This window comes from Delftia sp. 11MD, from assembly GCF_050907895.1.
GTDB classification, from domain to species: Bacteria; Pseudomonadota; Gammaproteobacteria; order Burkholderiales; family Burkholderiaceae_C; genus Comamonas; species Comamonas tsuruhatensis.
This window is the reverse complement of sequence record NZ_CP194333.1, coordinates 624,011-646,975: the sequence shown is the minus strand read 5'-3', so window position 1 is coordinate 646,975 and position 22,965 is coordinate 624,011. Positions and strand designations below refer to the sequence as shown.

Here is a 22,965-nt window from a genome sequence, read left to right as displayed (position 1 = left end):
TTCGAGAATACTCATGTCACGCAAATGGATCATAGGCAGCGGCACTTACCTGGATATTGTGTACTATGCTTGGAAGCGATCTCACCCTGAGATCTCCATTGAAAAAATCGAGATCACACAAAACCCAGACCATTCTTTCAAAATGGATACGCTGGATGCTTTGAGGCCAGATGAAGGAACGGCCTTTGTTGCTTTTGATGATCGCTTTGGAAATTTCAAGCGAATGGAATTGATGCAGGCAGTACTGGCTCTGGGCTTCAAGCTGGAGCCATACATCAGCCCAAGATCCATGCTTTCCGAAAATATTCAAGTAGGGCCTAATACGTTTATTGGGGATGGTGTTCTAATCAGTCATGGCACCCGCATCGACTACAACAGTGTTCTATTGCCAAGTGCACAGATAGGCAGCGAGGCACACGTTCGCTCTTCGTGCTGGATAGAGCCTGGAACCTTCATTGGCGATGGCGCGCAGATTGGAGCCCATAGTATTTTGCGCAGCGGTGCGATGGTCTCCGCTCAAGTAAAAGTAGGCCGAGGCTGTGAATTAGGCTGGCCACGACGCTATGATAAAGATATCGCCGCCAAAACAATATTCGACCCCCGTTACAATTCCCCGATTTACGTCTACGGATAGGATTTTGCTTTCGTCTTGCTGCCGGGCATGGCACAAGCACGGAACCATCGGCCTGCGCCGAAGCAACTCATTTCACGGGTCTCGCGTTCCAAAGTGTGGTGTCATGGCGAACTCCATTGCGTCCAGCATCCGCTGGCGCTGGTCTGGCGACATGCCGACGAAGAACGGTAATCCCAGCAGGGTACGGGACAATGCTTGAGCATGAGGTGTGTCAAGAACGATGCAGCGCTGCTGCAGCACGGGCATGTGCTCCAGCAGCGGCAGATACCAACGCCGTGTCGCAATGCGCGTCTGCTGACAAACTTGCTCAAGGCGATCACGCGCGGTTGCGGTCGGTAGGCGCGAACACAGCAGCGTGGGAGCCATCGTTGGGCCAGCACCATCTTGAGCCTGCCATACCAGCACTTGGCCGCTGGCCTGATGCAAGCTATGCATCAGTTCTGCCTGCAAGCGACGACGCTCGCTAGCATGTAGCTCCCAACAGTTCAGCATCTCCAGAGCAATCGCCGCGTGATACTCGCTCATCTTGGCATTTGTTCCCGCATATGCCAGTGCCCCGACAGCCAGCCGGCCAGCCGGATTCAGATTAATACCGAAGTTGGACAGTTGGCGCACTTTGCCAGCCAGCCCAGGTCGGGTGGAGACGACCAGACCGCCTTCGCCCGCCGGCAGGCTCTTGGTGGTGTGCAGGCTGAAGACCAAAGTTCCCTGCGCGCCGTTCAACCATTGACTGCCAAAGGCTGCGGCTGCGTCAATGACGACAGGCACTCCTGTGCTCTGCTCGAACTGCGCCCAGGCCTGCATGTCATGCGGCATGCCAAAGGTCGCCACCGTGAGCACCGCATCTATCCGCATGTGATTGCACGCAGCGTAAGCAATATACGGCGTCATCATCCAACTGTGCGGATCCACATCGGTCAATACGGGAACGAAACCAGCGCGCAACACTGCCGTGACACTGGCAACGAAAGTAAAAGAGGGCAGCAGCACACGAGCGCCAGCGGGTAAGTCCAACGCCTGCAGCACCAACTCCAGTCCCTGCGTGGCATTTGCCACCGTCGTCACCTGCTCTCCAGGCAGGGCAAAACGCACCGCAAATTCGGCTTCCAATTCACACACCAGCGGCCCAAAATTGGAGTAATGCCGAGCAGCTTGCATTCGCTCAAGCCAAGGCATCATGGCTTGAGGAGATGGCATGTCGGGCACCAGCAATGGCACCCAATCCGATCCAGTCATGTCTGTCATGCCAAAGCGTCCATTTGCGCCAGAAAATGCTCGATGTTTGCACCTGCATCCAGTACCTGATGGTCGCCTCGTAGCCAATTGAGCCACATCAGTCGATAGGATTTCTCTAGCTCTGCGGTACGCTCCAAATAGTTCATCAAGAAGCTGGAACCAAGCCGTGCCCGAGCTTCCCGGCGCGGCAACGTCAGAAGATCTGGACTATCCATAAGTTTTAACGCGACCTGCACGTAGTCATCCATATCTTTGGCAATCCCGCCATCGAAGCCCAGACCGTACAGGGTTCTTGCCGTCGAGGCATCCGCACCCCGTACCGCATCCACCGTCACGATCGGAAAGCCCATCCATAGAGCATGCAAGGTCGTGGTGCCGCCAGAGACAGGCAAAGTGTCAAGCGCCAAGTCAGCGATATGGCCCAATTCCATAAAACGGTCCAACGGCTGCTGGTGCAGTACGGAAACACGGTCCAAAGGCATACCAGCCCTCTCCACACGCGGCTGCATATGAGCCTGCGCCGAATCGGGATCCTGTTCCTTGACCATGATGATCAAGCGAGCATCGGGCCGTGCATGCAAGATCCGTGACCAGACCGTCAACATTTCATCAGTAAGCTTGGCCGAATTATTCAGAGAAATCAGCGTCGGATATCCGTTGCCAAGCATGGGTGGCTCTTCGCATAGCGGCGCATATTCGGGCGGTGCGTAGCTGACCATGCAGTGCAGTTGAAAAAGCTTCTCGGAATAGTAGGGACCGTGCGTCGGCGGTGCTATCGATGCATCCACCAACCGGTAATCCATGGCCTTCATCCCCAGCGTATGCATATAGCCCAGCCAGGTCACCTGCACGGGCGCGGCGCGGCGGGCGAAGACTTCCAGGCGGTGGCCCAGGGTGAAGCCGGACAGGTCCACCAGCACATCGATGCCGTCGGCGCGGATCTGTTCGTAGAGCTGGTCGTCGGTCTGCTCGACCACATCGTGCCAGTGCGGCACCAGGGCGCGCAGCTTTGCGGTCATCGCGTCGGGGCGGCCGCTGGAGTAGACGTGGATCTCGACGTTGTCCGGGTTGTGGTGCTCCAGCACGGGCCGCATGAAGAAGGCCACCGAGTGCTGGCGGAAGTCGGCCGTGACATAGCCGACCTTGAGCTTCTTGCGCGGGTTGCGATCGCGCGGGGGAAAGGGCTTGGCGTTGCGGGTCAGCGGGTCGGCGAAGCGCCGGCCCCAGTCACGCGCCACTTCCAGGGATTTGAGCGGGTCGCTGCTGGTGTGCGAGTGGATGTAGGCCCGCGTCATCCAGTGCGTGTTCTCGTTCTTGGCATGGCGGCAGGCGTCGTCGATCAGGTCGCAGGCCTCCTGCCTGCGGCCCGTGCTGAACAGGGCCAGGGCCAGCAGGCGCTGGGCGTTGGGCATGCGGGGCTCTATCTCCAAGGCCATCTGCAACGCTTCCATGGCCTGTGGCCAGATGCTCATGCGCACGTAGACAAAGCCGATGTGCAGCCAGACCTTGGAGTTGCGCGGCTCCCGGGCCACCAGCTGCGCCAGCTCCGACAGGGCTTCGAGGAACTGCGCGCGATCGACCATGGCGCGGATGCGGGTCAGCTCGCTGTCGATGCTGGGCGGCTGCGCAGGGGCTGCAAAAGCGTTGGCAAGGGGTGAAGATGGCATGGCGGTGGAGCAGAGGAAGTATCAGGCCGGCCCGCGGTCGGCACGCTTGTGCGCGCGGTGACACAAAGAATAAAACTGTGCCGACTATCCTCGCATGCGCGCCGCGCGATCCACCGTTAAGCGCCCGCCTTGCAAGATTCAAACAGGCACCGATTTGCCGGCCTTTTCAGGCTTTTGTCGCGCAGCGGCGCGTTTACACCTTCATCTCAGGGCTCTCAAGTATGGATGCCTGCGGCCGATAGCTTGACAAGCCATGGGTTCGTCGATGGCCGCCACCCCGCCACGGCCCAGTGTCAAAACAAGCGCGCATTTCCAAGCCAGTTCCGACTTTTCCATCGGGACACCTCTGACAGAATCCACTCCCATGCTTGTCATCATCGGATACATCGTCGCCTTCGGTTGCATCTTCGGCACCTATGTGCTGCACGGGGGCAACGTCCAGGTCATTCTCAAGGCACTGCCTTTTGAAATGATCACCATTGGCGGCGGCGCCATCGGCGCCTTCATCGTGTGCAACCAGCCCAAGGTGCTCAAGGCCACGGCCAAGGCCATCCCTGGCGTGATGAAGAGTTCGCGCTACACCAAGGCCCGCTTCATGGAGCTGATGGCCCTGCTGTACGAGATTCTGCAAAAGGCCCGCAAGGAGGGCCTGATGTCCATCGAAGGCGATGTGGAGGCACCCAACGAGTCGCCCATCTTCACCAAGTATCCCGAGCTGCTGGCGGACCACCATGTGGTGGAGTTCCTGACCGACTATCTGCGCATGATGGTGTCGGGCAATCTCAATTCCCACGAGATTGAGTCGCTGATGGACAGCGAGATCGAGGCCCACCACGCCGAAGCGCATGCCCCCGTCAACGCACTGACCCGCCTGGCCGGCGCCCTGCCTGCCTTCGGGATCATTGCGGCCGTTCTGGGCGTGGTGAACACCATGGGCTCGGTGGGCCAGCCTCCTTCGGTGCTGGGCGGCATGATCGCCTCGGCCCTGGTCGGTACCTTCCTGGGCATCTTGCTGGCCTATGCGCTGGTGGAGCCCATGGCCGGCCTGGTGGAGCAGCGCGCCCAGGACGCCGCCAAGGAACTGGAGTGCATCAAGACCACCTTGCTGGCCAGCATGCAGGGCTACAACCCCGCCACCGCCATCGAGTTCGGCCGCAAGGTGCTGTTCTCTACCGAACGCCCCGGTTTCCTGGAACTGGAAACCCACGTCAAGGGCAAGAAGTAATCCTGCACCCAGCAGCGTCAAGCCATGGCAGAGAAAAAGTTACAGCCGATCATCATCAAGCGCGTCAAGAAGACTGCGCATGCGCCCCACGGCGGCGCCTGGAAGATCGCCTATGCCGACTTCGTGACCGCGATGATGGCCTTCTTCCTGCTGATGTGGCTGCTGGGCTCCACGGCCAAGGGCGAGCTGCAGGGCATCGCGGCGTATTTTTCCTCGCCGCTGAAGGTGGCGATGGCCGGCGGCGACGGTGCAGGCAACAGCTCCAGCGTGATTCCCGGCGGCGGCAACGACCTGGCCAAGGTGCACGGCCAGGTACGGCGCTCCGAGGCGGCCGACAGCTCCAACCGGCGCACCAGCGTCGATTCGGGCCGCGCCGATCAGGCCCAGGTGGACTCCAACCGCATCAAGGCGCTCAAGGCCAAGGTGGACGCGATGATTACCAGCAATGCGCGCCTGAACGAATTCCGTTCGCAGATCCGCACCGACGTGACGCCCGACGGCCTGCAGATCCAGATCGTGGACGAGCAAAACCGCCCCATGTTCGACAGCGGCAGCGCCCTGGTCAAACCGTATATGCGCGACATCCTGCGCGAGGTGGGCGCGGCGCTGGCAGGCGCGGAAAACCGCATCAGCCTGTCCGGCCACACCGACGCGGCCCCTTACGGCAATGCCGACCGCGGCTACAGCAACTGGGAGCTGTCGGCCGACCGCGCCAACGCCTCGCGCCGCGAGCTGGTGGCCGCCGGCATGCCCCTGAACCAGCTGGCACGCATCACGGGCCTGGCCAGCAGCGACCTGCTGCTGCCCGACGATCCGCGCGCGCCCCAGAACCGGCGCATCACCATCACCGTGCTCACGCAGGAGGCCGAAAAGCGCCTGCTGGGCCACCGTGGGCCCGTGACGCGCAACGCCTTGCCGCCGTCATTGGCCGGCGGCAGCGGCGGCACCGCGAATGCAGCCACAGCCGAAGCCACGGCCGGCGAGACCGCCGCGCAGCCCGCTGCCGCCGCGCCCGCAGCCGCAGCCGCCCCTTCGGCGCCCGCGTCACCTGATCGTGTAACAAATTAAGGTTTGAGCCCGATGCTGCCGAAAAGCAGGAAAATTCCCACATTGCGCCAAGAAGGTTTCATATTGTTACCATCGCGGCGGATTCTTACCAGTACCGAGCACCTACCGACCGAAAGGGCCTCACGTGGCTAATGCCCTGCGTTTTTTGATCGTTGACGACTTCTCCACCATGCGGCGCATCGTGCGCAATCTGCTCAAGGAGAGCGGCTTTCCCGAAGCCGATGAAGCCGAAGACGGCGTCGTGGCACTGCACAAGCTGCGCAACAGCAAGTTCGATTTCGTGGTGACGGACATCAACATGCCGAACATGAACGGCTTCCAGCTGCTCACCGAAATCAAGCAGGACGACAAACTCAAGCACCTTCCCGTGCTCATGGTGACGGCCGAGGCCCGCAAGGAGGACATCGTGGCAGCGGCCCAGGGCGGTGCGGCAGGCTACATCGTCAAGCCCTTCACCAAGGCCACGCTGGAAGAGAAAGTCAACCTGATCCTCAAAAAGCTGGGCCTGTAGGGCGCGCGCCATGAGCAACCCGGATGTCCCCGACAGCGTCCACTACAAGGTAGGCGTTCTCACGCGCCAGCTGCATGACTCGCTCAACGAGCTGGGCTATGCGGACCGATTGCGCGGCAGCATGGGAGAGCTGCCGGATGCGCAAAGCCGCCTTTCCTACATTGCGCGGCTGACCGGAGAGGCCGCCGAGAAGGTCCTCAACCGTGTCGAGCTGGCCAAGAGCCAGCAGGACCGGCTGGCCGAGCGCGTGCGCGCCATGCGCGCGCAGCTGGTCGAGGATCCCGTGGCGGCCGTGGCCAAGGGCCGGGTGATGAACTTCCTCGAAGAGGTCGAGCAGGACACGCAGCAGGCCGATGAGCACCTCACCGAGATCATGATGTCCCAGGACTTCCACGATCTCACGGGCCAGGTCATCGCCCGCGTGGTGTCGCTGGCCGCCGACCTGGAGGACCAGCTGGTGCAGCTGCTCATCCAGACCTCGCCCAACCCGCAGCAGACGGCGCTGGAGCCGCTGGAAAAGCCCAAGGAGCACCTGGCCGGCCCCGTGGTCGATCCCGAGAAGACACCCGATGTGGTGACTTCACAGTCCCAGGTGGACGATCTGCTGGCCAGCCTGGGGTTCTGACACACCCCGGGGCGCCATGCGCCTTTGCATTTGCATTTGCACGGCAACCCTTCCCGCTGCGGGGCAAGGGTTTGCCGGCGTGCCGCTGCCTGCCGCACCACACCCCAGACAGCGCATAAGCGCCGCTTGAGCCCTGCTTATCGGGGCTTCGCCCATCCGGCTTGTTCCGACAATGACGCAAATCCTTCCGTCATTGCGCCATGGACTCCAGCCAAGACAAAAACCTGCCAGCCACCGAACGCAAACTGCAGAAAACGCGTTCTGACGGCCAGGGTGCGCGCTCCCGGGACCTGTCCCACCTGGCCATCCTGGGCACGGGCGCGCTGATGATGCTGATGGGCGCCGAGCCCCTGATCCAGCACCTGCGCATGGCGCTGGCCCAGCAACTGGCGTTCGACGCGCACACGGCCAAGACCCCGGCCCTGATGATGGAGCGCATGCTGTCCATGGGCAGCCTGGGCCTGAAGATTTCCCTGGGCGTTGCCGCCGTGACCACGGCCGCGGCCGTGCTGTCGGGCATGCTGGCCGGCGGCTGGATCCTGAGCCTCAAGCCCATACAGCCGCAGTTCAACCGCCTCAACCCGCTGTCGGGCCTGACCAATCTGTTTTCCAAGCAGCAGATGGTGACCGTGGCCAAGATGGTGGCGATGACGGCCATCCTCTCCTTCGTGGCCTGGAAGTTCCTGAGCAGCCACATCGCCGAGATCGCCGCCATCTCCTCCCAGCCTTCGGCCATGGCGCTGACCATGACCGGGCAGTGGCTGGCCAGCGGCGTGGCCCTGCTGCTGCTGGTGGTGTTCCTGATGGCCGTGATCGACGTGCCGCTGCAGGCCTACCTGTTCAAGTCGCGCCTGAAGATGAGCCACGAGGAAGTCAAGCAGGAGCACAAGGAGTCCGACGGCAACCCGCAGATCAAGAGCAAGATCCGCCAGAAGCAGCGCGAGATCGCCGACCGTGCCAGCGTCAACGCCGTGCCGCGCGCCGACTTCGTGGTCACCAACCCCACGCACTATGCCGTGGCGCTGCGCTACGACGAAAAGACCATGGCCGCCCCGCAGGTCATCTCCAAGGGCACGGACCTGGTGGCGCTGAAGATCCGCGAGGTCGCGGGCGCCCACAAGATACCGGTGCTCGAATCCCCGATGCTGGCGCGCGCCCTGTACGCGCACGCCGACCTGGACCAGGCCATTCCCGCCGCGCTGTACACGGCCGTGGCCCAGGTCCTGGCCTATGTCTACCGCCTGAAGGCCGCGCTGCGCGGCGAAGGCCCCATGCCTGGCGATCTCGGCGAACCCGCCGTGCCCGCCGAACTCGATCCGCACCAGGGCCGCCGCGCGCCCGCCGCCGCGACCACTGAAGGTACTGCTCCATGACGACGAATCCGCTCCAATCCCTGCAATCGATGTGGTCGGGCGAGAACACCAGGTTCGCCCAGGGCCTGATGGCGCCGCTGCTGGTGGTGGCCATCCTGGCGCTGATGGTGCTGCCGATTCCGCCGTGGCTGCTGGACACGTTCTTCACGCTGAACATCGCCGTGGCGCTGATGGTGATGATGGTGGCGGCCTACATGATCCGGCCGCTGGACTTTGCGGCCTTCCCCTCGGTGCTGCTGCTGACCACGCTGATGCGCCTGTCGCTGAACGTGGCCTCCACCCGCGTGGTGCTGCTGGAAGGCCACACCGGCCCCGGAGCGGCCGGTGCGGTGATCGAGGCCTTCGGCCACTTCCTGATCGGCGGCAACTTCGCGGTCGGCCTGATCGTGTTCGCCATCCTGGTGGTGATCAACTTCGTGGTGATCACCAAGGGTGCCGAGCGTATCGCCGAAGTCTCGGCCCGCTTCACCCTGGACGCCATGCCCGGCAAGCAGATGGCCGTGGATGCCGACCTGAACGCCGGCCTGATCGACGAAAAGGAAGCCAAGCGCCGCCGCGCCGAGGTGCAGGAGGAAGCCAACTTCTTCGGCTCCATGGACGGCGCCAGCAAGTTCGTGCGCGGCGACGCGGTCGCCGGCATCTTGATCCTGGTGATCAACATCATCGGCGGCTTCGCCATCGGCATGATCCAGCACGGCCTGTCGGCCGGCCAGGCCGCCGACAGCTACATCCTGCTGGCCGTGGGCGATGCGCTGGTCGCACAGATCCCCGGCCTGCTGATCTCGGTGGCCGCGGCCATGGTGATCTCGCGCGTGGGCAAGGAAACCGACATGGGCCAGCAGATCGCGCAGCAGCTGTTCATGTCGCCCAAGGTGCTGGGCATCACGGCCGGCGTGCTGGGCCTGCTGGGTGTCATTCCGGGCATGCCCCACGTCGTGTTCCTGAGCACGGGCGCACTGCTGGGCTGGCTGGCCTGGATGCTCTCGCGCCGCCAGCAGGAACGCGCCGCCCAGCAAACCCAGGCCCCCGCCCCCGTGGCCGCGCCCAGCGACGGCGAAGCCACCTGGGACGACCTGCAGCCCGTGGACCTGCTGGGCCTGGAGCTGGGCTACCGCCTGATCACCCTGGTGGACAAGGGCCGCCAGGGCGACCTGCTGACCCGCATCAAGGGCGTGCGCCGCAAGTTCGCACAGGAAGTGGGCTTTCTGCCCCCGGCCGTGCATGTGCGCGACAACCTGGAGCTCAAGCCCAGCGCCTACCGCATCACCCTGCGCGGCGTGATGGTGGGCGAGGGCGAGGCCTTCCCCGGCATGTTCCTGGCCATCAATCCGGGCGGCATCAGCACCCCGCTGATCGGCACCCAGACCACGGACCCGGCCTTCGGCCTGCCCGCCCACTGGATCGACGAACGCCAGAAGGAAGCGGCACAAATGGCAGGCTTTACCGTGGTTGATTCGGAAACCGTGATGGCCACCCATTTGTCACACTTGATGCAAGTGCATGCCGCCAAGCTGATCAGCCGTACCGAGACGCAGCAGTTGGTGGAGCATGTGGCCAAGCTGGCTCCCAAGTTGATCGAAGAAGTCATTCCGAAAATGGTGTCCATCACGACGTTCCAGAAAGTGCTCCAGCTGCTGCTGGAGGACTCGGTGCACGTCCGCGACATCCGCACCATCATCGAGACGCTGGCCGAGCACTCCTCGACCACCCAGGACCCCGTCGAGCTGGCCCGCCGCGTGCGCATTGCGCTGTCGCCGTCCATCGTCCAGCAGATCTACGGCCCGACCCGCGAGCTGAACGTCATCGCCATCGAGCCCGGACTCGAGCGCCTGCTGGTGCAGGCCCTGTCCAACCCCGGCGCCCCCTCACTGGATCCCGGCGTGGCCGAGATCCTCACCCAGAAGGCGGCCGACATGGCCAACCAGCAAGAAGAGCTGGGCCTGCCTGCCTGCCTGCTGGTCCCCGATTCCATCCGCAACTCCATTGCCCGCCTGGTGCGCCGCGTGGCGCCGCGTCTGCAGGTTCTCGCCCACAGCGAGATCCCCGAGACGCACACCATCCGCATCGGCTCGATTCTTAAAGGTGCATCCGCATGAACATCAAACGCTTCTACGCCCCTACCTCCCGCGAGGCCCTGGCCAAGGCGCGCATGGCTTTCGGAGCGGGCACCCTGATCCTGTCCAACCGCAGCACGCCCGACGGCGTCGAGGTCATGGCCACGGCCGAGGACACGCTGGAGCACAGCAAGGCCGCCGCCAGCAGCACGCCGCTGCAGCAGGCCATCGAACGCCGCTCGGCCGAGGAGACCACGGGCCTGCGTCCCCAGCTGCAGGCCCAGCTGATCCAGGCACATACCCAGCCGCGCACGGCACAGCAGCCTTCGCCGGCGCCCTCACAGGCGGCTTCGCTGGCAGCCTCGCTGTCGGCAGATGGTGCCGAGCCCGCCGGCCTGCGCCAGAGCGTGCAGGAAGACACTGAGCAACTGGCCATGAGCACCCTGTCCTTCCAGGACTACGTGCGCGAACGCATGCTGCGCCGCCGCCACGAGGCCGGCGTCGACGAGCCCCTGCCCAGCTTTGCCCAGCGCCGCAGCCTGGGCGACGCCCTGCGCGAAGCGCCGGCCGCCGCGCCCATGGCCGCACAGCAGCCGTTCAAGGCACAGCCCGCGCCTTCCGTGGCCCGCCACAATCCGCTGCGCGCCAGCGCCGAGGCGCCGCTGCGCGAGCCCCTGCGCAGCGAACCCGCTCCAGCCATGGCCTCCCAGGCGCTGCGCGATGAGCTGCAGTCCGTGCGCGACCTGATCGAAGAGCGCTTCAACACCCTGACCTGGCTGGGCCAGACGCGCCAGAACCCCATCCACGCCAATCTCACGCACAAGCTGATCCGCGCGGGCTACTCCCCCGTGCTGGCCCGCGCCCTGGTCGAGCACATGCCCCAGGACCTGTCCGCCGGCGACGCCGTGCGCTGGCTGATGCAGGTGCTGGAACGCAATCTGCGCACCGACGCCGGCCAGGAGCCGCTGTACGAGCAAGGCGGCGTCTTCGCCCTGGTGGGCTCCACCGGCGTGGGCAAGACCACGACCACGGCCAAGCTGGCGGCCCTGTGCGCGGCCAAGTACGGCGCCTCCAGCGTCGGCCTGATCACCCTGGACACCTACCGCGTCGGCGCCCACGACCAGCTGCGCTCCTACGGCCGCATGCTGGGCATGGTCGCCCACCTGGCCCATGACCGCGCCGCGCTGCAGGACCTGCTGGGCCTGCTGGCCAACAAGCAGCTGGTGCTGATCGACACCACGGGCGTGGCCCCGCGCGATCCGCGCAAGGACGAAATCCTGGACCTGCTGGACCTGCCCGGCGTGCAAAAGCTGCTGGCCGTGAACGCGGCCGGCCAGGGCGATGCGCTGGACGATGTGATGCAGGCCTTCAAGGCACGCGGCTCCAGCCAGGCCATCCTCACCAAGGTGGACGAGGCCGTGAAGCTGGGCCCCTCGGTGGACACGCTGATCCGCCACCAGATGCAGCTGCGCGGCGTGACCAACGGCCAGCGCGTGCCCGAAGACTGGGAGCGCGCCGATGCGCAGCAGCTGGTCTCCGCCTCCATGCGCGCCTCCACCCGCTCGGCCTTCGATCCCAAGGCGCTGGACCTGGACTTCTTCTTCACCCCGTCCAGCCCCAGCACCATGGACAGCGAGGTCAGCCATGCTTGAGACCTTCCCCCAACTGCACCAGGGCCTGGGCCTGCACGGCCAGCCCGGCGCCGCAGCACCGTCCAGCCTGCGTGTGCTGGCCATGCTGCGCGACACGGCGGCCGACCCTGAAGGCCAGTCCGAGCAATCCCTGCTGTGGCCGGTCTGCGCCAGCCTGCAGCGCCTGGGCATGCCCGTCCTTGTGCTCGATGCCAGCCAGGGCGAGGCGGCCGACGCGCCTGGCCTGGCCCAGCTGCTGCAGCAAAGCGCCTGGCAGGCCCGTACCGGCCTGCACCCCGACCCCCGTCACAGCTCGGTGGCCGTGCTGCCTGCCCGCCAGGGCCTGGAGCTGCTGCCCCTGCAGGCACGGCAAGCCGGCATGACGCCCATGCAATGGCTGCAGCGCCATGTGCGCGGCTATGCCATCGTCATGCTGTATGCCGATGCCGACACGCTGGCCCGCAATCTGCCCGGCCAGGCCGTGCACCCGCTGATGGTGCTGCCAGAACACGGCCCCCGCGTGCTGGGCTGCTACCGCCAGCTCAAGCAGCTGGCCGTGCATGCCGGCCTGCGCTGCCTGCTGGCGCCGCTGCTGCCCGGCGCTGACCCCGTGGATGTGACCAGCTACGATTGGCGCCGCGGACAGACCGGTGCCCGCAGCCAGGCCGAGGATGCGCAACGGCGCCAGTCACAGATCGACGCGCTGCTGCGCTGCGCACAGCGCCATCTGGGCCACGCGCCCGGGCTGCTGCCCGTGCGCCTGCACCATGCACCGGACCTGCAGCGCCTGGCGCTGCAGTTGCTCAACCATGCGGGCAGCGTATTGCCGCATGGCGGCCAGGACCTGGCCGCCGGCTACGCACCGCTGCCTGCATCCCATGCCTGGAGCCACTGACTGCCATGTACACCGCCAAAGGCCAACTCGACCGCGATGCACTGATCCGTCGGCACGTACCCCTGGTACGCCGGATCGCGCTGCACATGATCGCCAAGCTGCCTCCCAATGTGGAGCTTGATGATCTGATACAGGTCGGAATGATCGGCCTGGCCGAAGCCCTGTCCCGCTTCGAGAGCGAGCAGGGCGTGCAATTCGAGACCTTCGCCAGCCAGCGCATCCGCGGCGCCATGCTCGATGAACTGCGCGAGGGCGACTGGATGAGCCGCAGCTCGCGCAAGAGCCAGAAGGACATAGAGCACGCGCTGCACCGCCTGGAGCAGCGCCTGGGACGCACCCCGCTGGAGTCCGAGATCGCCGACGAGCTGGGCATGGACCTGGACGACTACCAGTCGCTGCTGGGCAAGGTGCGCGGCACGCAACTGGTCTACCTGGAAGACATGTCAGGCGGCGACGAGGGCGAGGACTTCCTCGAACGCCACGTGGCCGACAGCGGCGCCGACCCCTTTGCGCTGCTGCGCGACCACCGCCTGCGCGTGGCCCTGGTCGAAGCCATCAAGGCCCTGCCCGAGCGCGAGCAGTACATCATGGGCATGTATTACGAGCACGACATGAACCTCAAGGAAATCGCCGCCGTGCTGGGCGTGACCGAATCGCGTGTGTGCCAGCTGCACAGCCAGGCGATTGCGCGCCTGCGTACGAAGATGCGGGCGCACTGAAAGCTCCCCCTGAGCCGCTGCGCGGCTTCCCCCTCTCTACCCGCTTCGCGGGGGAGGGGGACGACACCCTCGCGGCGGGGCGGCCCTTGCTCGGTGTCCCTCGCTTTGGGGCGCGCCGGTTTTTGGCGCTGCACATCTGATCAGCGCTCGCGGGTCGATTCTGCTTCAGTCCCCTTCCCCTTCCCTCTTCCTCTTCCTCTCCCATTCCCTTTTCTATGCGCTGCCGCGCATGGCCTGGACTTCGCGTTCGAAGATGCGCCAGAAGGCGGGTTCCTGCGTGGTGGCGAAGTTGATGCGCATGCAGGTGCTGGGCTGGCGGCCTGCGTGGAACATGGAGCCGGGGGCGATGAAGTAGCCGGCGTCCAGCAGGCGCTGGGCCAGGGTTTCGGTGTCCACGCCGGTGTCCACCCAGCCGAACATGCCGGCCGGCTCGGCCGCGAAGCGGGCTCCGGCCTGCTGGGCCAGTGCCACGCTGCGCATGCGGGCCTGGGCCAGGTGCTGGCGCAGGCGCTCGGCATGGCGGCGCAGCTGGCCCTGGTCCATGCAGTGGGCCAGGGCGCGTTCCGTCAGTGCGGGGGTGGTCAGCGTGGACAGCAGCTTGGTGTCCACCAGGCGCTCCACCAGCGCAGGCGGCGGCGCCAGATAGCCCACGCGCCAGTTGGGCGCCAGCAGCTTGGCGAAGCCGCTCACGTAGATGCTGTGGCCCAGGCGGTCCAGCACGGTCATGCGTGCGGCGTGGTCGGGCGCGATCTCGCCATAGGTATCGTCCTCCACCACGTAGAAGCCGAATCGCCGCGCCAGCTGCAGCACCTCGTGGGCGCTGGCCGGCGACAGGCTGTAGCCGGTGGGGTTGTGCAGCACGCTCACGCTGACGTAGAGCTTGGGCGCGCAGCTTTCGCAGTACCGCTGCATCACGGCCAGGTCCGGCCCGTCGGGGCCGCGCGGCACGGGCAGCACGCGCATGCCCAGCGATGCCAGGCGCGCGAACTCCACGGCCCAGCCGGGCTCCTCCACCATCACCGGATCGCCCGGCTGCAGCAGGGCCCGGCTGACCACGTCCAGCCCATGCGTTGCGCCCATGGTGGTGATGATGTGCTGCGGCGCCGCCGCAATGCCCAGGCGCGCCAGGCGCCGCGACAGCGCCTCGCGCAGGCTGATGTCGCCCAGCGGGTCGCCATAGCCCACGCAGGAGTCGTGCAGGGATTTTCCCGAGCAGGCCTTGCGCATGGCAGCGGCCAGAAAGCCTGCCTCCAGCCATTGGGCCGGCAGCACGCCCGCGCCGGGCTGGGGCCTGCCGCCCACGCTCTGGTGGAACATGCCGCGCACCAGCATGGAGGCATTGATGCGCGTGCCCTTGGGCGCGCCGGTGGCCTCGTCCGCAGGCGCGGCGCGGGCCTGTTCGGACTGCAGCAGCGGTGCGTCCTGCACGAAATCGCGCACGAAAAAGCCGCTTTGCGGCCGCGCCTCGACCAGGCCCTGGGCCTGCAGCAGGTCATAGGCGGCCACCACCGTGTGCGTGCTCACGCCCTGCTGGCGCGCGCATTCGCGCACCGAGGGCAGGCGTGCGCCCGCCGGCAGCAGGCGCATGCGGATGCGCTCTCCCAGGCGTTCGGCCAGCTGGGTACTCAGGGTCTGCGGCGCCAGCCGCGAAAGGGGAACGGGCATGAGGGAGTCACCAAAACGTCACTGTATCGGGATGGGCGCCGATACAGAACATGCAATTGAGGGTTCAACTGTATTGGTACTGTACAGGTCTTGCACCTATATTGCAGGCATTCGTGCTGCGGAGCAGGCCTGCCGTGCCCTCCTCCCCAACAGCCCCTTGCCGCCTGTATGGAGACCTCCGGGGCCACCGCCTCATGCCACCGTCCGAACTCACCGCCTTGCTGCTGCTCGCCGCTTCCATGAGCTTCAGCCCCGGCCCCAACACCACGCTGTCCACGGCCCTGGCCGCCAACCACGGCCTGCGCCCGGCGCTGCGCTTCGTCCTGGCCGTGCCCGTGGGCTGGTGCTTGCTGCTGGTGCTGAGCACGGCCGGCGTGGGCGCGGCGATCGTGGCGGCACCGCTGCTGCTGTGGCTGGTCAAGGCCGCCGGCATCGGCTACCTGCTGTGGATGGCCTGGCGCCTGAGCCGCAGCGCACAGATGGCGTCACTGCAATCTCAGCAGCAGCTGCAGGTGGGTTTCTGGCAGGGCGTGGGATTGCAATTCGTGAACATCAAGGCCTGGCTGCTGGCCCTGGCCATCGTGGCCGGCTGGCTGGCGGGGCACGACGACCTGAGCGAGCGCCTGTCCGTGGTGCTGCCCGTCATGGCCGCCTATGCCTTCTCCAGCAATCTGCTGTATGCCTGCGTGGGCGCACTGCTGCGCCACTGGCTGGCCCAGGGACGCAGGCTGCTGTGGTTCAACCGTGCCATGGCGGCCATGCTGGCGCTGACGGCGATGTGGATGGTGGCCGCATGAGGGTCCGCCATCCACACCCAGGCAAAGGCCGTACTGGCCTGCCCAGCTATTGAAGGGAGGATGCGCAGACCCTTCACGGCCGCGACAAAATACCCTCATTGCCGGCGCAAGAGCGAAAGCACCATCCGCACTGCGCTCTTCACATGCGGCCGGCCCGTGCCCCACGACGGCATGGCAACCCATACCAGCCCGCCCGCATGGCGGGCACCGCAAAGACCTGGAACTGCTTTTTTTATGACGACCTGGACGCTGGCAGACCGTGCTGCCAAGATGAACCCCTCCGCCATCCGCGAAATCCTCAAGCTCACCGACCGTCCCGGCATCATCAGCATGGCGGGCGGCCTGCCCTCGCCGCTGGCCTTCCCGCTGGACGCGTTCACCCAGGCCTGCCAGACCGTGATGCAGCGCGATGGCGCAGCGGCCCTGCAATACGCCACCAGCGAAGGCTTCGCGCCCCTGCGCCAGGCCGTGGCCGACTTCCTGCCCTGGGAAGTGGACCCCGACCAGGTGCTGATCACCACGGGCTCGCAGCAGGCGCTGGACCTGATCGGCAAGGTCTTCCTGGACCGCGGCAGCCGCATGCTGGTCGAAAAGCCCACCTACCTGGGCGCGCTGCAGGCCTTTGCGCCGCAGGAACCGATTCCCGTGGGCGTGGACAGCGATGACGACGGCATCCTCGTCGAGGACTTCGCCGCCAAGGCCGGCACCGGCGCCGACAAGGCCCGCCTGGCCTACGTGCTGCCCAACTTCCAGAACCCCACCGGCCGCACCATGGCCGAGGCACGCCGCCAGGCCCTGGTGGACAAGGCGCGTGAACTCGACATCCCGCTGATCGAGGACAACCCCTATGGCGACCTGTGGTTCGAGCAGCCCCCTGCCCTGCCGCTGGCCGCGCGCAACCCCGAAGGCGTGATCTACCTGGGCTCGTTTTCCAAGGTGCTGGCCCCGGGCCTGCGCATCGGCTTCCTGGTGGCGCCCAAGTCCGTCTACAACAAGCTGCTGCAGGCCAAGCAGGCGGCCGACCTGCACACGCCCGGCTTCAACCAGCGCGTGGTCTCCGAGGTCATCAAGGACGGCTTCCTTGACCGCCACGTGCCCACCATCCGCGCCATGTACAAGCGCCAGCGCGACGCCATGCTGGCCGCGCTGGAACGCGAAATGGCCGGCCTGGACGTGCAGTGGACCCGTCCCGTGGGCGGCATGTTCCTGTGGGTTCGCCTGCCCAAGGGCATGGATGCGCAAAAGCTGCTGCCCGCCGCCGTGGAACGCGGCACGGCCTTCGTGCCCGGCGCGCCGTTCTACGCGGACGAGCCCCAGGCCAACACGCTGCGCCTGTCGTACGTGACGGTGTCGGCCGAGCAGATCGACAAGGGCATCGCCGCCCTGGCCGACGCCATCCGCTCGCAGCTGTCGGCCTGATACGCACAGCCCCGGCTGTTCCCTGAAAGCCGGCTTTGCGCCGGCTTTCTTCATCCTGCATTGCCCATCGCAACCCTGCCCCTTGCCATGACCTCCACCGCCGCTCCCCGCCAGCGCCCCTTCATGACCGTGGACGTGTTCACGGCACGGCCCTACCTGGGCAATCCGCTAGCCGTCGTGCTCGACGCCACCGGGTTGACCGATACGCAGATGCAATCCTTCGCGGCCTGGACCAATCTGTCGGAGACCACCTTCGTGCTGCCGCCCACCGAGGCCGGCCGCGCCGCAGGCGCCGACTACCGCGTGCGCATCTTCACGCCGGGCGGCGAGCTGCCCTTTGCCGGCCATCCCACGCTGGGCAGCTGCCACGCCTGGCTGGCGCAGGGCGGCGTGCCGCAGCAGGCGGGGCGCATCGTGCAGGAATGCGCCAAGGGGCTGATCTCGATTGCGCGCCAGGACGGACGCCTGGCCTTCCAGGCACCGGCCACCGACATCGGCGCCGTGGAGCCGGGCCTGCTGGCCGAGGTGGCTGCCGCGCTGGGCGCGGAGCCCGGCCAGATCCTGCGCGCCGCCTGGCTGGACAACGGCCCGCGCTGGATGGGCGTGCTCTTCGAACACCCCGACCAGGTGCTGTCGCTGGAGCCCGACCATGCAAGGCTCAAGGCGCTGAACACCAAGGTGGGCGCCTGCGCGTTGTACGAAAGCGCGCAAGATGCACCGACACTGATCGGCCGCAGCAGCCGCGAGGCACGCGCCTTTGCCACGGGCCAGCGCCCGGCCGGGGCCGATGCGGATGCCGCCCCCAGCCTGGAAGTGCGAGGCTTCGCCAGCCCCGTCGGCGTCACCGAAGACCCCGTCACCGGCAGCCTCAACGCCAGCCTGGCCCTGTGGCTGCGCGGCGAAGGCCTGCTGCGCGCGCCCTACATCGCCAGCCAGGGCTGCTGCGTGGGCCGCGACGGCCGCGTGCATGTCAGCGAGGACGCCCAGGGCGCGCTGTGGATAGGCGGCCATGTGGTGGAGTGCGTGAGCGGCCAGGTGCTGTTGTAGGGCCTGCCGGGCTGCTGGAATCTGTCGCCAAGGCGGCAGCCAGTCGCCCGCAGGACAAACGCCGGCGCCAGCGCTGGCCACAATCCGCGCCATGGGAACCCTCTATCTTGTGCGCCATGGCCAGGCCTCGTTTGGTGCCGAAGACTACGACCAGCTCAGCGAACGCGGCCAGGCGCAATCGCAAAGGTTGGGTGCCTACTGGCGAGAGCGCGGCCTGCGCTTCGACGCGGTCTACACGGGCACGCTGCGCCGCCATGCGCAGACGCTGGCCGGCATTGCCGAAGGCCTGGGCAGCCTGCCTGCCGAGCAGCACCGCACCCAGGCGCTTGCAGGCCTCGATGAATACGACAGCGGCGCGCTGCTGCAGGCCATCCATCCGGCGCCCCTGCCCAAGCCCGACACACCCGAGCTGTACCGCCACCACTTCCGGCTGCTGTGCGATGCCCTGGCCCAGTGGATGGCCGGCACCATCAGCCCCAAGGGCATGCCCAGCTGGAACGACTTCTCCGGCGGCGTGCGTCAGGTGCTGGAGCGCGTGCGGCACGAACATGCCGACGAAAACGTGCTGCTGGTCAGCAGCGGCGGCCCCATCTCCACCGCCGTGGGCCATGTGCTGGGCACCTCGCCGGAGGTCACCATTGCGCTGAACATGCGCATCCGCAACAGCGCCGTGACCGAGTTCACCACCAGCCCCAAGCGCCTGATGCTGCAGACCTTCAACACGCTCAACCACCTGGACACGGACGAGCACCGCAGCTGGATCACGCACGCCTGATCCAGCCCCGGCCAGGCTGCCACACGGCTATTGCGCCAGGGCATAGCAGCCAGAACACGGGCGATCTGGGCCGGCCTGCGCTTTTGCGCCACACTGGCCGGCCAGGAGACAAAAGACCCATGAACAAACGCCGCTTCACGCGCAGCGCCCTGGCCTGCGCGGCCCTGCTGCTGGCCGCCATCACCAGCCAGGCACAGCCCCTGTCGAACAAGCCCATCCGCATCGTCGTGCCCTTTGGCGCAGGCGGCGTGGCCGACGTCACCTCGCGCGTCGTTGCGCAAAAGCTGGCCTCGCAGCTGGGCCAGCCCGTCATCATCGACAACAAGCCCAGCGCGGGCGGCATCGTCGCAGCCGACACCGTGGCCAAATCCGCACCTGACGGACACACGCTGTTCCTCATGTCCAACGGCAGCGCCGTCACCGTGGGGCTGTTCAACCAACTGCCCTTCGACATGGTCAAGGACTTCACGCCGATTTCCACCCTGGGCTACTTCGACATCGGCGTGCTCACCGCCAGCGACTCGCGCTTCAGGAACCTGGGCGAGCTGGTGGCCTGGGCCAAGGCCCACCCCGGCAAGCTCAACATCGGCAGCATCGCCATCGGCAGCACCCAGCACCTGGCGGCCGAACTGTTCAAGACCACGGCCGGCATCGACGCCCAGATCGTGCCCTTCAACGGCACTCCCGCCGTGGTCACGGCCCTGCGGGGCAGGCAGATCGACGCGGCCGTCGAAATCCTCACGCCCATCATGGGCCAGATCAACTCCAAGGCCGTCAACCTGCTGGCCATCACCGGCGACAAGCGCTCGGCCCTGCTGCCCGGCGTGCCCACGGCACAGGAGTCAGGCATCAAGGGCTTCGTCGCCTCTTCCTGGAACGCCCTGGCCGCCCCCGCCAAGACCCCTCCGGAAATCATCGCCCGCCTGAACAAGGAAATCGCCGCCGCCGTGAACTCCCCCGAAGTCACGCAGAAACTGCGCGAGATGAACGTCCAGGCCCAGTCCAGCACGGCCGAGCAGACCGCGCAATTGCTGCAGTCGGAAATCAAGCGCTGGGGCGACGTGATCGTCCAGGCCAAGATCCCGAAACAGTAAAAAAGGCCGAGCGCAGCGAAGGCCCGCAACAACTCCCCGTATGTCAGCGCCTGCGGCGTGGTGGTTGCGGGGTTGCAGTCCTGCCGAAGGACAGGACTGCTTCGTCATCTGACTCGCCGTGATGTTTGAACGTAGCGCGCAGCGCGAAGAGAGTTTCACGGCGAACCCCGCAACCGTCACGGCGCAGGTGGCCCCGCAGCGCAGCGAAGGGGTCGCGGACATTTGGGTGTACGTGTCAAGGACATGGGTAACAACTCAGCTCACAGACATGGGTAACACTTCAAGCTCACATAGTCGTTCTGGGGTCCTCGCACATCCTCTTCGTTGAAGCAGCCCAGTCGCACCGGCCCCAGATACACATCCCACTGCCCAGCGGCCACCTCCTGCATCCCGATCCACTGCCCCGCCAGCAGGTAGCCTATGTAGATCCGCAGCGCTCGCCAGTAAATCAAGCCGTTGTGGCTGACCCGAACTCTTTCCCAATGCTTCGGGTACTGCAGCTCGGGTAGCTTTGAGGGGTATGGCCTGGTCGAGTCGCTGTAATGCTGGGCCGGCATGCTTTGCTGCAAGGCCTCATGCGGGCGCTGCTGGTTGTAGTGCTCCACAAAGGCATCGAGCTGCATCTGCAATGCCGCTTTGTCCGCCGCAGGCTCTTTGCCCAGGGCATGCTTGAGCGTGCGGTGCATCCGCTCGTGGCGACCGTTTTGCTGTGGCTTGCCCCTCTCGATGCGCTCCGGCCTGATGCCCAGCCTTATCCACCATATCGCCAGGCGTGACAGGCCCGCCACGCCAGTAGTCGCGAACGGCGGACCGTTGTCACTGCGTATGCGCTCGGGCAGTCCGTATTGCCGAAACACCTGTTCGAAGCTGCGTTTGGCATCCTCGTAGTTGGGGCTGTCGTAGACATGCACGGCCAGCAAATAGCGGCTGGCGTGGTCCATGATGGTAAATGGATAGCACCAGTGACCATCGGCTGTCTTGAACTGGCCTTTGTAGTCTGCACTCCACACCCCATTGGGCTGCTTGCTCGTTCGCAAGGGCTGGGCCGTAGGCACCGAGCGTCTGCGTACACGCCTGCTGCAAACAAGCCCCTCAGCCTTCAGCACGTTGTAGATGGTGGTTTTGCTGGGTGTCTCCTGTGGGCCCCAGCGCTGCAGGAGCAAAGCGTGCAGCTTCTTGGGCCCCATCTGTGACCTTTGCTGCGTGCGCAGCTCAATGATGGCCCGGCGCTGTGCATAGCTGATCGCCTGATTGTTCCCGTGGGGCCTGCGACTGCGTTCTTGCAATCCATCCATGCCCAGTTGGCGGTAACGCTCAACCCACTTGTAGGCCGTCTTGCGGCTGATGCCGTAGCGCCTGCACAGCTCGCTCAGCGGCACGCCACTGCGCAGATGGTCGGCTATGAAGAGCAGTTTCTCGTCCATGGGTGCGCACTCCTTCCAGGGCATGGTGATCGCTCCTTGGCTGCTGTTGGCTCCAGCTGCCAAGCTTGGATCTGTTACCCATGTCCTTGTACTGATGTGTCACCTATGAGTGTGAGTCGTACCGGGCACATTTCTTTGCCTACTTTCTTGCTGCGCCGCAAGAAAGTAGGTCGGCCGCCGGGCCGAGACCCGGCCTCGAAAAACCACCTTCCGGCAGGGTCCAAAAACGAACCCGCAACAAACCTACAACGGCTCCGGCGCCCGCCCCACCGTATCTGGGGCCAGTGCATGCATCTCCGAGAGCAACTGCACCAGCCCTCTAGCCGACGCCTGCACCATGGCTGCACCACGCTCGGCCGCAGCCCCGGCTGCATTGCCAACGGCGCCGCAAACGTTGTAATCCTCGATGGCCCAGCCCATCTTGGCGCTTCGCCCATTGCCCAGCAAGGCATGCCGCTGCGCCCGATCCTCCGAAGTGGAATGAAAGTCCCGCGCATGCTCCATGCGCACGGTCTCCGGCGCCAGGTGCAGCATCATCGATGTCTCCACCTCGCCGCCATGGATGCCGAAGCGGTGCTCATGCGCGCTGAACTGCGCATTGGCCGCATCGTCCACCAGGCCGAACCAGCTGCTGCTGTAGACCAGCAGGCCGTGGCGCATGCGCAGCTCGCGCGCCACGATGTCCATCACGCTGACCTGTCCGCCATGGCCGTTGAGCAGCAGCAGCCGGCGCACGCCGGCGCGTGCCACGCAGGCGCCCAGCTCGGTCCACAGTGCGATCACCGTGGCGGGCGACAGCGTCAGCGTGCCGGCAAAGGATTGGTGCTCCACGCTGAAGCCGATGTTCTGCGGGGGAAGGAACAGCGCGGGCAGGTCGGCCGGCAGCAGCGGCAGGGCCGCATCGATCACGCCCTGCAGCAGGCGGGCATCGACGGACAGCGGCAGGTGCGGCCCATGCTGCTCCACGGCGGCCACGGGCAGCACCGCCACGGTTTCCGCGGCAAGCCCCGCCTGGGCCAGCGCGAAATCGCGCGCCGATACTTCGGCCCACCAGCGCGATGGCCAGGTACCGAGGGACGTGTGTGGAGGCGGGGAGCTTGGCATGG

Annotated in this window: 20 protein-coding genes; 15 read left to right on the top strand and 5 right to left on the bottom strand. The window is 65.8% G+C overall.

The window, feature by feature from the left end; genetic code table 11:
- Positions 1–13 precede the first annotated feature (13 nt).
- Complete coding sequence (locus tag ACRSCF_RS02935) at positions 14–634, top strand: UDP-3-O-(3-hydroxymyristoyl)glucosamine N-acyltransferase (RefSeq protein WP_082254168.1); 621 nt, start codon at positions 14–16, stop codon at positions 632–634.
- A 72-nt stretch (positions 635–706) separates the two neighbouring features.
- Here ACRSCF_RS02935 and ACRSCF_RS02930 read toward each other — a convergent pair whose 3' ends face one another.
- Both ACRSCF_RS02930 and ACRSCF_RS02925 read right to left on the bottom strand, forming a co-directional pair.
- Complete coding sequence (locus tag ACRSCF_RS02930) at positions 707–1,879, bottom strand: DegT/DnrJ/EryC1/StrS family aminotransferase (protein WP_052013946.1); 1,173 nt, start codon at positions 1,877–1,879, stop codon at positions 707–709.
- Complete coding sequence (locus ACRSCF_RS02925) at positions 1,876–3,537, bottom strand: hypothetical protein (protein ID WP_034366490.1); 1,662 nt, start codon at positions 3,535–3,537, stop codon at positions 1,876–1,878. Before ACRSCF_RS02925 ends, ACRSCF_RS02930 begins: the two co-directional genes overlap by 4 nt.
- Before the next feature lie 364 nt (positions 3,538–3,901).
- Between ACRSCF_RS02925 and motA the strand changes: the two genes are divergently transcribed.
- The 9 genes from motA to ACRSCF_RS02880 all read left to right on the top strand — a co-directional run bounded on the left by motA (position 3,902) and on the right by ACRSCF_RS02880 (position 13,638).
- The gene (gene motA, locus ACRSCF_RS02920; RefSeq protein WP_016449292.1) at positions 3,902–4,762 is read left to right on the top strand and encodes a flagellar motor stator protein MotA; all 861 of its coding nucleotides are present in this window, start codon (positions 3,902–3,904) and stop codon (positions 4,760–4,762) included.
- A 24-nt stretch (positions 4,763–4,786) separates the two neighbouring features.
- Positions 4,787–5,830: a flagellar motor protein MotB gene (gene motB / locus ACRSCF_RS02915; protein ID WP_016449291.1), complete on the top strand. Its 1,044-nt coding sequence runs from the start codon at positions 4,787–4,789 to the stop codon at positions 5,828–5,830.
- 124 nt (positions 5,831–5,954) lie between these two features.
- Positions 5,955–6,341, top strand: a complete 387-nt coding sequence (gene cheY, locus ACRSCF_RS02910) for a chemotaxis response regulator CheY (RefSeq protein ID WP_012202534.1) — start codon at positions 5,955–5,957, stop codon at positions 6,339–6,341.
- A 10-nt stretch (positions 6,342–6,351) separates the two neighbouring features.
- Entirely contained in the window at positions 6,352–6,966 is a 615-nt protein-coding gene (locus ACRSCF_RS02905) for a protein phosphatase CheZ (protein WP_016449290.1), read from the top strand.
- 200 nt (positions 6,967–7,166) lie between these two features.
- On the top strand, positions 7,167–8,339 hold the full coding sequence (locus tag ACRSCF_RS02900) for an EscU/YscU/HrcU family type III secretion system export apparatus switch protein (protein WP_016449289.1): 1,173 nt from the start codon (positions 7,167–7,169) through the stop codon (positions 8,337–8,339).
- Positions 8,336–10,435 (top strand): flagellar biosynthesis protein FlhA, encoded by a 2,100-nt coding sequence (gene flhA / locus ACRSCF_RS02895; protein ID WP_016454350.1) that lies wholly within the window; start codon positions 8,336–8,338, stop codon positions 10,433–10,435. Before ACRSCF_RS02900 ends, flhA begins: the two co-directional genes overlap by 4 nt.
- Positions 10,432–12,045: a flagellar biosynthesis protein FlhF gene (flhF, locus tag ACRSCF_RS02890; RefSeq protein WP_047327025.1), complete on the top strand. Its 1,614-nt coding sequence runs from the start codon at positions 10,432–10,434 to the stop codon at positions 12,043–12,045. Before flhA ends, flhF begins: the two co-directional genes overlap by 4 nt.
- On the top strand, positions 12,038–12,919 hold the full coding sequence (locus ACRSCF_RS02885) for a hypothetical protein (protein WP_016449286.1): 882 nt from the start codon (positions 12,038–12,040) through the stop codon (positions 12,917–12,919). The genes flhF and ACRSCF_RS02885 overlap by 8 nt, the downstream gene beginning before the upstream one ends.
- A gap of 5 nt (positions 12,920–12,924) precedes the next feature.
- Entirely contained in the window at positions 12,925–13,638 is a 714-nt protein-coding gene (locus ACRSCF_RS02880) for an RNA polymerase sigma factor FliA (protein ID WP_012202528.1), read from the top strand.
- A gap of 213 nt (positions 13,639–13,851) precedes the next feature.
- On the opposite strand, the gene ACRSCF_RS02875 is transcribed toward ACRSCF_RS02880, so the two are convergent.
- Complete coding sequence (locus ACRSCF_RS02875) at positions 13,852–15,303, bottom strand: PLP-dependent aminotransferase family protein (protein ID WP_016449285.1); 1,452 nt, start codon at positions 15,301–15,303, stop codon at positions 13,852–13,854.
- Positions 15,304–15,497: 194 nt separating this feature from the next.
- Here ACRSCF_RS02875 and ACRSCF_RS02870 point away from each other — a divergent pair, with 194 nt between their 5' ends.
- From ACRSCF_RS02870 to ACRSCF_RS02850, 5 genes are all read left to right on the top strand, one after another.
- A complete protein-coding gene (locus ACRSCF_RS02870) occupies positions 15,498–16,100 on the top strand; it encodes a LysE family translocator (protein ID WP_016449284.1) in 603 nt (200 codons plus the stop codon).
- A 234-nt stretch (positions 16,101–16,334) separates the two neighbouring features.
- Entirely contained in the window at positions 16,335–17,519 is a 1,185-nt protein-coding gene (locus tag ACRSCF_RS02865) for a PLP-dependent aminotransferase family protein (RefSeq protein ID WP_016454353.1), read from the top strand.
- A gap of 87 nt (positions 17,520–17,606) precedes the next feature.
- Positions 17,607–18,566: a PhzF family phenazine biosynthesis protein gene (locus ACRSCF_RS02860; protein ID WP_244387757.1), complete on the top strand. Its 960-nt coding sequence runs from the start codon at positions 17,607–17,609 to the stop codon at positions 18,564–18,566.
- A gap of 91 nt (positions 18,567–18,657) precedes the next feature.
- Positions 18,658–19,341: a histidine phosphatase family protein gene (locus tag ACRSCF_RS02855; RefSeq protein ID WP_034366477.1), complete on the top strand. Its 684-nt coding sequence runs from the start codon at positions 18,658–18,660 to the stop codon at positions 19,339–19,341.
- Positions 19,342–19,460: 119 nt separating this feature from the next.
- The gene (locus ACRSCF_RS02850) at positions 19,461–20,435 is read left to right on the top strand and encodes a Bug family tripartite tricarboxylate transporter substrate binding protein (protein WP_034366474.1); all 975 of its coding nucleotides are present in this window, start codon (positions 19,461–19,463) and stop codon (positions 20,433–20,435) included.
- A gap of 260 nt (positions 20,436–20,695) precedes the next feature.
- Here the strand turns inward: ACRSCF_RS02850 and ACRSCF_RS02845 are convergent, their stop codons facing one another.
- Both ACRSCF_RS02845 and ACRSCF_RS02840 read right to left on the bottom strand, forming a co-directional pair.
- A complete protein-coding gene (locus ACRSCF_RS02845) occupies positions 20,696–21,883 on the bottom strand; it encodes an IS481 family transposase (RefSeq protein ID WP_411165089.1) in 1,188 nt (395 codons plus the stop codon).
- A 219-nt stretch (positions 21,884–22,102) separates the two neighbouring features.
- A complete protein-coding gene (locus ACRSCF_RS02840) occupies positions 22,103–22,963 on the bottom strand; it encodes a creatininase family protein (protein WP_244387755.1) in 861 nt (286 codons plus the stop codon).
- Positions 22,964–22,965 lie beyond the last annotated feature (2 nt).